The sequence below is a fragment of the Pantoea sp. X-Soil-ISGK-259 genome, assembly GCF_059730705.1.
The window spans coordinates 203,616-216,592 of the sequence record NZ_AP035987.1; the positions used below are offsets into that span (position 1 = coordinate 203,616).

The following is a 12,977-nucleotide window of genomic DNA, read 5'->3' on the forward strand; positions in this document are numbered from 1 at the left end:
GCGATCGCTGACACCAGGGGATTGCTTTATGACATTTGTCGCCAAAGGTCTTGATGCGCTGGAAGCTCAGCTTCAGCAGGATCTGGAGTTTCTGGAGCTGCCTGCCAAATCATGGGTACCGGAACGGACTTATCAGAGCGCACCCGTTCGCGATGTAGTGGTGATTGGTGCGGGCATGTGCGGTCTGGCAGCGCTCGCTAAATTACAGTTCACCGGCATTAGCAATGTGGTGGCCTATGACGCTGCGCCCGCAGGGCTGGAAGGGCCTTGGGTTACTTTTGCGCGCATGGAAACGCTGCGCTCGCCGAAAACGCTACACGGTCCGGCTCTGGGTCTCGCGCAGCTGACCTTCCGTGCATGGTTCACGGCACAGTGGGGGAATGAAGCATGGGAAGCACTGGACAAAATTCCTAAAGCGCAGTGGATGGATTACCTGATTTGGTACCGCAGGGTATTGAATCTGCCGGTGCAGAACAACGTGCGTGTCACCCATATCGCGCAGGACGGGGATCTCATTGCGCTCGATCTGGACGGTGCCGAAACCGGGCGCGTCTACACACGCCGATTGGTGCTGGCTACCGGGCGTTCAGGACTCGGTGGTTTTGCCGTCCCGGATTTCCTGCAAGGTATCGATCGCCAGTTCTGGGCACACTCCGCCGATAACATCAATTTTGCCGCATTACAGGGCAAACGCGTCGCGGTGATTGGCGCAGGCGCATCGTCGATGGATAACGCTGCCACCGCCCTGGAGCAGGGCGCTGCCGCAGTCGATCTGCTGATCCGACGTAAAGAAATGCCGCGCATTAATAAGATGACGGGCATTGGCAGTCAGGGCGTGGTGCATGGCATGTATCAACTCCCCGACGTCTGGAAGTGGAAGTTTGTCGATTACACCGCCGCGACGCAAACGCCGCCGCCGCGTGCTTCAACCCTGCGCGTATCCCGTCATGACAATGCACGTTTCTTCCTCGACTGCGCCATCAAGGCCGTTAAGCAGGAAGCCGATGGCTTGCTGATCGAAACGACCCAGGGCGTATTGCGCTACGACTTCCTGATCGCCGCCACCGGCTTCACCAACGATTTTCACGGTCGTCCGGAGTTTGCTGCTATTGCGCCGCATATTCGTAGCTGGTCCGACGGACGCTATCAGCCGGAAATGGGGACTGCACGACACAGCCTGCTGGAAGCGCCGGATCTCGGTCCTTCGTTTGAATTCCGCGAATTGACGCCGGGTGCCTGCCCGATACTGGCGCACATACACTGTTTCAATGATGCTGCGATGCTGACGCACGGCAAGGTTTCTGGCGATATTCCTGCAGTGAGTGCGGGAGCGGAACGCCTGGTGCGCGGCATTGCTGCTTCACTGTTCGCCGATGACGTCGGGCAGCACTATGCCAACTTACAGGCTTTTAACACCCCGGAATTACTGGGCGATGAATGGGTAGATTCAACCCCGCGACTAAAACAGGAGAACGCGTTGTGAGCGACGTTATTGATCAGGCAGCCGGATTAGTACCCGAAGAAGCGTTGTATCAGACGCGCCGCCTGCGTCCCGAATTTGTTGAGGGTGCAGAAGCGTGCCGTCTGTCAGTGTTAACGCCGGAAGACGAACAGGGTTTGCCTGCGGTTCTCCGTCTGGCGCTGGCGCAACGTATGGCGGTCTTGAACGCGGATGAACCGCTGCAACGCGATTATCATGCACAGCTGGCAGTGTTGAACCCGTCTGACGCGTTACTGGCGCTCGCGGCCGGTAATCCTGTGCATGAGGAACCGCTGGCATCGATTGCACGTCATGCTGACATGGTGACACAGCACCCGATTCAGGCGACTGAACAGCACATTCGCCTGCTGGAGCAGGCCGGCTTGAGCAACCCGCAAATTGTCGCGCTCTCTGAACTGATCGCCTTTCTTAATTTCCAGACGCGGGTCGCGGCTGGCTTACGTCTGATGAGGTCCGCATGATTCCGTCGGTTAATCTCAAGCCGCTGCACTGGCATCCCTATATCACACCCGTAGAGGTTGAACAGGCAACGCCGGCACAGCTTGATGCGATGAAAGTGACGCCGTCCAACAAGAAGATCTCAGAGTATGTGCGCACGCTGGTACACGATCCAGAGAGCTACACTGCGCGTACCGGTTTATTCAACGCCATTATGTATGTTGACGGTGGTCTGAACCGCGCGGATCGTGAACTTGGCGCACTGGGTGCTTCCATTGTTAACGGTTGCCGCTACTGTGCGGTGGTGCATGCGCGCCGTCATGCACAGCTGGCCGACAGCGACGCCGTGGTCAGTGCCATCTATTTCGACCGTGCGGACGTGCTGGGTGAACGCGACGCGGCTATTTATCACTTTGCGCGTCGTTTATCGGTCACACCGTCTGAAGCCACGCCGGAAGATGTTGCCGCACTTCGCGCCGTCGGCATGAACGATCAGGAGATTATCGATCTGATCCACGCTATCGCCATCTTTGGCTGGGCCAACCGTCTGATGCATGTGCTTGGCCATGCTGACCTGAACAAATAAGGGCTGCACCGGATGTTAGAACTCAACAATATTACGCTCGCGTACGGAAGTAACCCGATTCTGAAAGGTATCGATCTGTCAGTAAAACGCGGCGATGTGGTTTCGATCATTGGGCCAAGTGGTACGGGGAAAACTACGCTGCTGCGCTGCATTAACTACCTGGCGAAGCCGTCAGCGGGGACGATTCAACTCGACCAGATCCGCATGGATTATCAGTCACCCGACAAAGCAGCGATTCAGGCTATCCGTCTGCGCACTGCCATGGTGTTTCAGCAGTTTAACGTGTTTAAAAATATGACGGTGCTGGAAAATGTGATGGATCCGTTGATTGTTATCCAGCGTAAAACCAAACAGCAAGCGCGCGACATCGCCGTGCAGGAGCTGGAACGCGTAGGCCTGGGAACCCGGCTCGATCACTATCCATCGCAGTTATCGGGCGGCCAGTTACAGCGGACCGGTATCGCCCGTGCGTTGGCGGTGCGTCCGGATGTGATGCTGTTTGATGAACCGACCTCATCGCTCGATCCTGAGCTGGTGGGTGAAGTGCTTAAAGTGATTAAAGATGTGGCGTCATCCGGCATTACCTCGCTGCTGGTGACGCACGAAATGCAGTTTGCGAAAAGCATTTCGAATCGCATCGTGTTTATGGATCAGGGTGTGGTGGCGGCGCAGGGGATGCCAGCAGAGATGTTTGATAACCCAACGCTGCCGCGCCTTGCCCAGTTCCTCAACTCAGAAAAAGTATTCTAATAATTAAAGGAATCAAAAACATGCCTGCAATCAAAACCACATTACGTCGCCTGGCCGCGCCTGGCATCATCGCACTGGCCCTGATCAGCGGTAACAGCTTTGCTGACGCCGTTCGTACTATCAAAATCGCCACCGCTGCAGAATCCAAGCCGCTGTCATGGGGCGCAATTGGTCACGAACCCGAGGGATACGAGCCGGACGTGCTGAAAGCCATCAACGCGAAACTGCCACAGTACAAATTTGTGATGGAAGGTGCGGCGGATATCGCACAGGAAACCGGCCTGGTAACCGGCAAATATGACATGGCCACCGGCGGATACTATAAAGCGCCTGCGCGCAGCAAACAGTTCCTGATACCTGATGCGCCAATCGGTGCCAGCCTGATGAAGATCTACAGCCGCAGCGATAGCAATATCAATGGTATGAAAGATTTGGTCGGCAAGAAGATCGTGCCTGTCACCGCAGGTGGGGGCGTGTATAAGTTCGTCACCCAGTGGCAGCAGGATAACCCGAACGACAAGATCACCATCAAAGCGTCCAGCGCCGGGGTGCCTTATCCGGATCGTCTGAAAGAAGTACAGAACGGTAAATATGACGCACTCATCCTGCCTTCAAACCTCGGTGAGCAAACAGTAATCGACAACCAGAAGCTGGCTATCAAAGCCAGTGAGCCGGTGGTCATTAACAATACCTATGTTCTGATCCACCGCTCTGCTCAGAATCAGGCACTGAATGATGACATCACGAAAACGCTGAAAGAGCTGAAGGCGGACGGCACGCTGGATAAGCTGGCGCAAAAGTGGTTTGGCGAAGACGTCTCCAAATACATGAAGTAATAGATTCACTGCGTCCGGCGATGAGCCGGGCGCATGCTGTCCTTATTAGCAGGAGTGTTTAACCGTGAATCTTTCCTCCATGATTCCAGAACTGCTGTCGGCACTGCCTTTAACGCTCGGCATCATGTTTGTGGCGATGATTGTCGGGTTTTTTCTGGCGCTGATCGCGACCTTTTTCCGCGTGCGCCGTATTCCCGTGCTCAGCCAGCTGGCCGATCTCTACGTTTCTTATGCCCGCAGCGTGCCGGTTGTATTGCAGCTGTTTGTGGCTTTCTACGGCATGCCACTGATCACCGATAACTTTGGCTTTAACGACTTCTTCACGGCCAACGTGGCGGCAATGATTGGTCTGAGCCTGTATCACGGCGGTTATTTATCGGAAGTGATGCGCCCGGCTTACCTCGCGGTTGAACGTGGTCAGCACGATGCCACCGACAGCCTTGGTTACAGTTTCCGCCAGAAAATGCTGCGTGTCGTTGGCCCGCAGGCGGTGCACTTTGCGCTGCCGGGTTACGGTAATGCAATCATCTATCTGATTCACAACGTGGCACTGGTGATGTACATCGGTGCAGCAGATGTGATGGCGACCGCGCACCTGATTATGGAACGCGATTACAACCAGTATCAGTTCGGCACCTATCTCGTGCTGGCCGTACTTTATTCGCTGCTGTGCGGCGTCGCATGGCTGGTTATCCGCTTCTTTGAACAACGTCATGCGAAATACAGCTCGAAGTCTGCTGCGCGCGTGAAGTTCACCACCAGCGTTTGAGTGAGGAAGAAAAACCATGTTTGATGCTGAGGTTTTGCTGCCGGACTTCTGGAGCATTCTTGATGCGGTGCCAGTGACGCTGTTGATGGCTGTTACAGTTTTTATCTGTTCGACACTACTGGGCGGGCTGTTTGCCTTTATTGAGCATCGCCGCATGCCGGTGCTGCGCCAGCTGGTGATTATCTACAAAATCGCCTTCAAAGGTGTGCCGATGGTAGTGGTCATTTTCCTAGCCTATTACGGCTTGCCTCCGGCGCTGCACTTTGTTGCCACGTTACTGGGCGTGGAAGTCAATGCACACTCGCTGCCGAACTGGGTGATCATAATCGTGGCGTTAAGCGCCTGCGTCGCAGCATTCCAGGCTGAAGTGTGGAAAGGGGCACTGAACTCGTTTGACAACGGCCAGTCGGATGCCGCCCTGTCACTCGGTTACAGCGGCGGACAGCTGTTTCGTCGGGTGATGTTCCCGCAGATTATCGTCGCGGCGATTCCCGATCTGGCAAATGCTTTTATGGTGATCATGAAAGCGCTGTCGCTGGCATTTGCCATCGAAGTAGTCGATATCTTTGCTCAGGCACAATTGACGGCAGCACTGAACTTCTATTATCTCGAAGCTTTCCTGATTGCGGTGGTGTTCTACATGGTAATTGCCTACTTAGTCACCCGAATTGCTGACAGGATTGAGGCAGCGCTGCGCGTGCGGACTTAATCAGTATCGTGCTTTACCTGACCGGCAAGTCACTAAACGGGTTGATGCCGTTTTGATAATTGGCGATTAAACAATCCAGCAACTGTATAAAAATCCGGAAGCGTTTCGTTTCCGGATTTTTTATGTCGTTTAGTCAGACCATGAACCGAAAACAGACACCTGGCCTATACAGGCATGCCCTTAAACCCTGGAGCAGGGCAGGCCCCATTGTTGATGACTGAATAACCCGTACAGGATGAACGGCATTCACCCTGAATGCGTATCAGCCAGTTACTGCGCTATACATAAGTGAATTACTAACTGCATTTTTATCGTTGTGATGAAGAGTCATGATAAAACGTTGATGTCGTGATTATTCCCGTTGCGAACTGATTGCCCGCAACGGAAACGTTCTGTTTCAGCGCCTTTTAATCCATCAACATGATAAAAACGGCGGCATTGCCAGATTGATTTTAATAAATATCCGGATCAAAGATGACTGTTACAGCACCACGATACGTATCCGGGCGGGTTTTTAGCATGGTATCAACGTCTTTTTGCCCTACCAGAAATTCGATGCTTCCAGCTCTGTTCTGACCAAAGCTTTTTGTTGTGAATACGTTTTTTGTTAAATCTTTCCCTGTGGTCAGTCGCCGTTTTGACACGGTTGAGCCTGTTGAATGATCAATAATATTCTCCGGCAGGGTCAGAAGGGTCCGGACGGGCACGGTCTGCGAAGGCGTGTTGTCGCTTTTAAGGGCGCAGTCTGAACCGCTCTGCTGCTCGCATTGGAGATAAACCGTAAATTCGCCAGAGCTTGAAAGAGTAAAGTTACTTTTTCCGGTCAGTTCAGGAGTGATACGGTTCACCATCCAGCGCTCCCAGTTTGCAGAACCTTCCTCTTCACTACAGATGCGGCCGGGCGCACAGGGCTGCAGGGACACTGCCCGGTTTTCGGGTGTCGTTGTCAGTTTGAGTTCATGATTCACGGTCAGTGTAAAATTGATATCGAGTTCGTTGTCTGATGCCTGAAAGTTGTCACCGAAATCGATATCGCCTCCAGGTCCGACACGTAGGGCTAGCCTTCCAGTATAAATTCCGGATTCCATTTTCAATGGATCTGGGGCTTTGAGGTCATATCCAAAACTTAGCTCATTGACTTTATTTATGAATTTACTATCGCCAACCGGGCGTTCAACACTGGTTATTTTATAACAACCGGAATTTCCTTCTGGGACGCTCCATAACCATGCCTGCCAAACATAACTGCCCCACCCTGGATGTAAACTACTGCAACCGCCATCAGGATATAGACTGAAAGCAGCGTCTCCCCGACCCCAATTGTATACTCCTGCGTCACTATTGGCAGTATAACGACCACTAAACGTCGATACCCTGAAATACACCTCCTGCGTGTTTCCCGTTTCTATATTTGTAACCATTATTTTCCGGGTAGACGAGGGCCATTTAAAAAAAAGACTCTCTCTTTTGTCATCCTGTGGTGTCAGCCCTCTGGATGGGGTAAGTGTCAGTCCAGTCGCCAGACTTTTTATCCCGCCGGCACAGTTTGCTGGCCATGTGGCACAATATCCACTTTGCGGTGTGGTATTCGTGAACGCATTATTTTCCGGATTATCCATTGAAGGTGAAAACGATGCTGTGATATCCATTGTTGTGGCGTTGGCCGATGCACAGCCGGCAAGCAGCAGGGTGCTCATCAAAAACCGTAATATTACGCTCTTCATTTTTTGTCTCCCGTGTCGATAGCCCGGCATTTTATTGCGCTGATGAATTGCACTTTTTTATTTCTGTCGATTCCGGTCGGGAGGTCACACTGCATTGCGGGTAAACCTTCTTCGGCCCTGATCTTAAGTTTTCTGTTATCTGTTCCGGAGTCCAGTGTCAGTACTCCCTCAGCGTTTATCACGCCACTGGCTACATCAGTGTTCACATAGCGGTTTCTCAGGACATTGCCATTTTCGTCCTGCAGCATCCCTACGAGAGTGAAGGTCTTCACTGCCTTTACTTTTATGTATTTCACGCTGCCACGTTGCATCTGCACACTGTCGAAGGCTGGAGAGACCTGTACAGCATCACCGCCACTGGCGGTAAACTGGACGTTATCTTTTTTCCACAACTCTGCCGGTACAATATTACGCCCCACTTTCAACCGCGTCTCAGCCATCCGGCCTGAAGCCAGGATATTCGTCGTGTCATCATCTGAGTCCACGTCGACAATCAGGGCGGACTCCATGCTACGACTTTTACTTCCGTTGACAGACGCCATTTTGCCTCCGCCAATAACCAGAACCTGGCTCAGATTACCGCCCGCTACGTTGGTATTACCCTGAGTATTATGTTGAACGTAACCATCTCCGCTAACGTACGGCGTATCAACTGAGGCATTGCCGCTGATGACGGTATTTAGCTGACTGTATGAGACGCCGCCTCCGAGAGTGCGGATGCTACTGTCCTCTCCGGGCTGCCACTGATAGTTCAGACTGGAATACCCATGGTTCTGGTTCATGCCTGTTTCAGTTGACAGGATGTGCCGTGCCGCCGGTGCCAGTGAGATGCTGACACCAAATGAAATACCATGGTCGCGACGATTGTCATTAAAGCCGGGGCGGTCGTATGCGCTGACCCGATAATTTATGTCATGTCCGGACAGAGAGGCCAGCGTGGTCAGTGATATATCGGCACCCAATCCGCGGCGCCAGACAGTATCCATATATTGCCCGTTAACAATGACGGATGTTGACCAGGGAAGCCGGAGCGAAAGGGTGCTTCCCCATGTATCGCCCTGCTGGCGTGATGACGTTCTGTGCCCATAGATATCTGACGTTGTTGAGCGCCAGAATATGCTGGCAGAACTGCCACCGGAGATATTGCGATAATAGCGAATGTCGGTATTTTGGTTCGTTTGATATTCTGTGTTTCCCAGCGTGTATTGGGCAAAAAGACTGTCATCAGGGGATAGCGTTATATTCGCCCGTGTTCTGACCTGATTTTCTTTATCTGTCGCCGCTCCGCTAATGCCCAGAACAGCACGGGGGTGTGCCAGCACATCAATGCCACCCCCAACGGCATAAGGGTTATCGTCTCGTACGCGACCCTTTCCAGAAGCCAGGGTTCTGTGCTGGCCACTCCAGAGATTCATACGCCAGCGTCGGTTTGGGTCGCTCCATCCCTGAGGTTTGTAGATCTGCGCCTGCTGAGTATCGACGGTTTGCCCATTTTCAATGATTTTAATGGTTATATCGTAAATGCCACCAGGCAACTGACGGGTGTCCAGCGCCTGCACACCAGCCTGTAATTCCTGGGTATGAATCAGGCGATTATCACGCCAGACTTCTGCGATGGATCGATTACGTCCAGTCACATAAACAGGCCAGGCGCTGACACTGTCCGTACTGACCAGGAGTGTATCTGAAGTTCCCCACATTGCACCGACTACGGTGTCGTAACCGAATCCGGATGTCTGTACATTACCGGTATCATTGTCTGGAGTAAAAAAGCCCAGGCGAATAAAACTGCCCTGAAGTTCTTTTTGCGTGTAGAGTTCATAAAGACTAGAACTACTATAGTTATATCTACCGTTCGTTCCGGATGACTGAAAGGATGCTTTCTGGCTCCAGTTAGCAAGAGATGAAGTGAGCGATGAATTTATGCCCCAGCTTCGTGATGCCTCCGAGGTTGTAACCGATGCATCGTTATACATAATTATTCCACCGGGTGTTTCTTCCGGCATGGAAATGTATGTGCTTCTGGCACGGGCTGTCTCATAATTCTGGGTATAAAGTTTCAGCACAGAATTATCAAGTTTGTACTGCACCGCCATCAGGCCGGATGGACAGTTTTTCTCGCATTTACCAATCGATACGCCTTTTGCAAGTAAATCACGCCATAGCGTCTGAATTTCCGGGTCAGTATCCTGAGCGTCATCGATTATACGCAGCAGACGAATATTTCCATTTTCTTTTAAGGCAACCGCCGCATCAAATAACCGGCTGTCATTCAGATAGACCTGAACAATAATCTCAGAGTTGTAGAAGTACCGGCGGAAATCTTCAGGTAATTTCCGCATATTTGCGGCCAGCATCATATCATCAGCATGGGATATAAGCGGAAGTAAAATAAGTGCAAAAAGAGTCTTTTCATAAAAAACCGCCACAATCCTGTGGCGGCCCTCATCTGGTGTGCTCAATGAAATATTTAACTCATATTTATCAGGACTCTGGCGGCGTAACGACAGCAGGTTCAAAGACCATTGCAACTGAACCAGTGAACGAACCACTCATATCAAGAGCCTTCTCATCAGCCTGAGAAATTTTTAACATTGTTCGACCACCGGCTTTGGCATTTTCATTGGTAACAACAGTTGTAGCTGTTTTGCTAAGGGTTACACCATTAAATGTCACAGCCAGAGGAATAACATCTGTTCCATTAGATAGCTGCGGTTTACCATCAGAGTTGAGGTTTCCGGTCAGTGTTGCCTGAATACCACCATTGGTATTTTTATACTGAAACTCTTTCTCAAAGACTTTAAGTTTGCTGGTAGAAATGTCGTAAGCCATATCCTGTGTCTGGTTAATCCAGCCAGAATCAACAGGGATCACCTGAAAAGTATCTGAAGGAACAGTTGCAGATAAATTGATGGTATAGCTTTGGCTGTCAGCTGCATGCGCAACTGCGCCGCCTAAAATTGCACAGGAAATTAGTGCGGTAGAAAAGGATTTTTTAAGAATAGAAAGGTTGCGTTTCATGTTTAATAATATCCTAATGTTTTAAGTGGTCTTTAATTACAGGCAAACTTTCGCCTGAAGATATTTACGGAATTAATAACTCAAATTCCGTTTGTTGCTTCCCTCAATCAGAGTGAAATTCGTTTTATATCCTGCCTTCCGTTTCACATCGTGTGTTCGGCCAGGAAGAATGAATTCTCGTGTTACGGAACCACAATCCGTATTCGCAAATTTACATTGGCGTATTGCATCCAGTGACACCGTAGCGTTGCCGTTATTTCGCACTGATAAAGAGTCTGGCGCCGCATCGTGTATCACGGTATTAAATAAAGGCTTTTCCGGTTGGACGATTAGAATAGTTCCGTACCCGGTGAGGACATTAAGTCCTGCCTGCAGGTTTTCTTTACGGTATTCACTCACTGCTTTCTTATCAAGTCCAAAGCCATCGTCGCTCTCTGGCATAACAGGGATGAATCTGATGCGAAAATATCGCTCACTGTTACGCTCACCAGGCCAGAGCATACGGACACTCTGAAATCCTGATGGGGGAATAATAAGGCGCTGTGGTGTCACAATAAGTCTCTCACGTTCCAGTGTTTTTCCGGATACCTCTTTTTGTGGTAACTCATTATTTTTATCCTGTCGCTCAGGATGTATTTCAAGAATCTCAACCCGAACAAATGCGGTGGAGTCACCTGTGTTATATATTCTTTTAGTCATACTTTGCATTCCTGGCGTCAGGACATCATACATACTGCCGATGCCAATAACCGGTGTAGCGAAAGTTGATGGCGAAAATAACAATAAAACAAGGGCTGCACTCACACAGGAAATTATCCGATTAGTATATTTTACTATCATAAAAAACCAACTTTATAGAATTACTCAGCCCTGATCGAAGGCCATGAGTAAATGTCACAATACTGTTTCACCCGTTTTGCCTGTACTGGCTGATAGAATGAAAAAGCCAGCATTCCTGAATTTATTCCATGATTAAGGGGTTGCTATCCAGCATTGCAATTATAAATATCAAGCCAGAATTAAGGTTCATAACGTATAGAGTTGTACGATCAACAACTACAGCTGGCCATATTCATTGTTTAAATTACTTCTCAATAACTTTATCTTTTCTTTTTTGTTCCACGACCTTCTCCCATAATGAATAAAGCTTAGCGTGAATCCTAAAACCAACCTCAGGCAAGCAACGCTATAAAACGTGATGTCATTATCTGAGATGACAAATCACTGTGCTCTGGGTTTGAGAATTGTACATTGATGAAGGCTTGCGACAATCTATATGTATAAAGAAGAAGTATATAGGTTTTTATTCTAATATTTAGATATAATTTAGATGATAGTACTGATATTCATTTAATAACTGGAGGGTTACAAAGTAAATAAAATTAATGGTCAGTGTCATATCAGGGAGATTTTTTATCATTATCATGACCAAAACCTGTAAGGCTACGGTAACTGACATATCTAACTATCAATCAGGAAGCGTTTGTGAAAGCATTCATGAATAATCATGTGGCCGATGATAACTGTTATCTCGTAAAAACGTCTTCAGGAGGTCGAACGCTATGATTAGCTTTTGATTTTCTCTGAACTGTGGCTTAGATATGGTTTTTAATGCGTAATCTTCGTTTGATATCTTATTGGGTAAGAATCTTCGCCTTCGCCTCTGACACCGAACATTTCCAGGATTAGGCACACAATAGTCTGTTGTTCACAGGATTGAGATGAATTGGACTGCGTTAAATTATCGTCCTCACTTCTGGTGGAAATCGTGAATAACAACAGAATCGTTTTTAGTCTGGTTATCTTCCTGACAATATTTTGGGTTGGTGCGTCTCAAGCGAAGACATCAAAGCAAAACGATGATCTCATTCGCCAGCGCATTATCGAGGATTCAATCGTCTCATATTCAGGTGTATGTGCATGCCCATTTAGTGCTGCGCGAAATGGCAGTAGCTGTGGCGGACGAAGCGCATGGAGCAAGCAGGGTGGTTATGCACCGACCTGTTATAAAAAAGAAGTCTCTAAACAGATGGTTGATGAATGGCGTCAAAATCATGATGCTTAAATAACTGCGGAATTGGTAGGTGATAATTTTATGAGCCAGCGTAAATCATAAGCTGCGAATCCCTGCTGTTCATGCACAGCTACACCTGTATTTATTCTGGGTAGTTAACAATAAAAATCAACAATAGCCGGATAAAGTGTTATCCGGCTATTGGCGGGTCTAGGTCAACACCAAAGTTCAGCTTATTTCTGAGCCTGCTGTGCCTGCTGATTTTTCTCAGCTTCTTTCTGCTTCTTCTTTGCCATATGGTGACCGACTGCGCAGCCTGCTGCAGCTCCGGCAACACCATGATGAGCAACATGACCTGCCACGCCTCCAACTGCGGCTCCTTTAAGACATCCCTCAGCATTAGCCTGTAAATTTACTGACAAAAACAGGCCGGTAGCAATAACGATAACTGATAATTTTTTCATTACTCAATATCCTGGTAGTCATAGTTGCACGTTGAACTCATCAGAGCTTAGCTCCTTTTTGGCTCTTTTCTCTCGTCAGGATACAGATATCACGAAGATAGTTACCTGTGGTTACGCTTTTCAGCCAGTGAGGCGAAAAAATGGCGAGTTTTTATTCAGAATAGT

The 12,977-nt window shown here is 49.4% G+C and carries 13 protein-coding genes; 8 read left to right on the plus strand and 5 right to left on the minus strand.

Going from position 1 to position 12,977, the window contains the following annotated elements:
- The first annotated feature begins 28 nt into the window (after positions 1 to 28).
- The 7 genes from AC6I77_RS20190 to AC6I77_RS20220 all read left to right on the plus strand — a co-directional run bounded on the left by AC6I77_RS20190 (position 29) and on the right by AC6I77_RS20220 (position 5,589).
- The gene (locus AC6I77_RS20190; protein WP_457171616.1) at positions 29 to 1,483 is read left to right on the plus strand and encodes an NAD(P)-binding domain-containing protein; all 1,455 of its coding nucleotides are present in this window, start codon (positions 29 to 31) and stop codon (positions 1,481 to 1,483) included.
- On the plus strand, positions 1,480 to 1,962 hold the full coding sequence (locus AC6I77_RS20195; RefSeq protein WP_003855044.1) for a CMD domain-containing protein: 483 nt from the start codon (positions 1,480 to 1,482) through the stop codon (positions 1,960 to 1,962). The genes AC6I77_RS20190 and AC6I77_RS20195 overlap by 4 nt, the downstream gene beginning before the upstream one ends.
- The gene (locus AC6I77_RS20200; protein WP_008924630.1) at positions 1,959 to 2,525 is read left to right on the plus strand and encodes a peroxidase-related enzyme; all 567 of its coding nucleotides are present in this window, start codon (positions 1,959 to 1,961) and stop codon (positions 2,523 to 2,525) included. Before AC6I77_RS20195 ends, AC6I77_RS20200 begins: the two co-directional genes overlap by 4 nt.
- 12 nt (positions 2,526 to 2,537) lie before the next feature.
- On the plus strand, positions 2,538 to 3,275 hold the full coding sequence (locus AC6I77_RS20205) for an amino acid ABC transporter ATP-binding protein (RefSeq protein ID WP_497817263.1): 738 nt from the start codon (positions 2,538 to 2,540) through the stop codon (positions 3,273 to 3,275).
- A 20-nt stretch (positions 3,276 to 3,295) separates the two neighbouring features.
- Entirely contained in the window at positions 3,296 to 4,111 is an 816-nt protein-coding gene (locus tag AC6I77_RS20210) for a transporter substrate-binding domain-containing protein (RefSeq protein WP_003855047.1), read from the plus strand.
- A gap of 64 nt (positions 4,112 to 4,175) precedes the next feature.
- Positions 4,176 to 4,880: an amino acid ABC transporter permease gene (locus AC6I77_RS20215; protein WP_003855049.1), complete on the plus strand. Its 705-nt coding sequence runs from the start codon at positions 4,176 to 4,178 to the stop codon at positions 4,878 to 4,880.
- Between the two features lie 16 nt (positions 4,881 to 4,896).
- Positions 4,897 to 5,589: an amino acid ABC transporter permease gene (locus tag AC6I77_RS20220; RefSeq protein ID WP_003855051.1), complete on the plus strand. Its 693-nt coding sequence runs from the start codon at positions 4,897 to 4,899 to the stop codon at positions 5,587 to 5,589.
- 452 nt (positions 5,590 to 6,041) lie between these two features.
- On the opposite strand, the gene AC6I77_RS20225 is transcribed toward AC6I77_RS20220, so the two are convergent.
- From AC6I77_RS20225 to AC6I77_RS20240, 4 genes are all read right to left on the minus strand, one after another.
- Entirely contained in the window at positions 6,042 to 7,313 is a 1,272-nt protein-coding gene (locus AC6I77_RS20225) for a hypothetical protein (RefSeq protein WP_497817264.1), read from the minus strand.
- Complete coding sequence (locus tag AC6I77_RS20230; protein WP_497817265.1) at positions 7,310 to 9,865, minus strand: TcfC E-set like domain-containing protein; 2,556 nt, start codon at positions 9,863 to 9,865, stop codon at positions 7,310 to 7,312. The genes AC6I77_RS20225 and AC6I77_RS20230 overlap by 4 nt, the downstream gene beginning before the upstream one ends.
- Positions 9,798 to 10,334 carry a CS1 type fimbrial major subunit gene (locus AC6I77_RS20235; RefSeq protein ID WP_003855056.1) on the minus strand — a complete coding sequence of 179 codons (537 nt, stop codon included), beginning with the start codon at positions 10,332 to 10,334 and terminating at the stop codon, positions 9,798 to 9,800. Before AC6I77_RS20235 ends, AC6I77_RS20230 begins: the two co-directional genes overlap by 68 nt.
- A 72-nt stretch (positions 10,335 to 10,406) precedes the next feature.
- Positions 10,407 to 11,138, minus strand: a complete 732-nt coding sequence (locus tag AC6I77_RS20240; protein WP_231572349.1) for a fimbrial biogenesis chaperone — start codon at positions 11,136 to 11,138, stop codon at positions 10,407 to 10,409.
- Positions 11,139 to 12,135: 997 nt separating this feature from the next.
- Here AC6I77_RS20240 and AC6I77_RS20245 point away from each other — a divergent pair.
- Positions 12,136 to 12,399, plus strand: a complete 264-nt coding sequence (locus AC6I77_RS20245; RefSeq protein ID WP_369700130.1) for a hypothetical protein — start codon at positions 12,136 to 12,138, stop codon at positions 12,397 to 12,399.
- Between the two features lie 182 nt (positions 12,400 to 12,581).
- Here AC6I77_RS20245 and AC6I77_RS20250 read toward each other — a convergent pair whose 3' ends face one another.
- The gene (locus tag AC6I77_RS20250) at positions 12,582 to 12,812 is read right to left on the minus strand and encodes a hypothetical protein (RefSeq protein ID WP_003855058.1); all 231 of its coding nucleotides are present in this window, start codon (positions 12,810 to 12,812) and stop codon (positions 12,582 to 12,584) included.
- Positions 12,813 to 12,977: the final 165 nt, after the last annotated feature.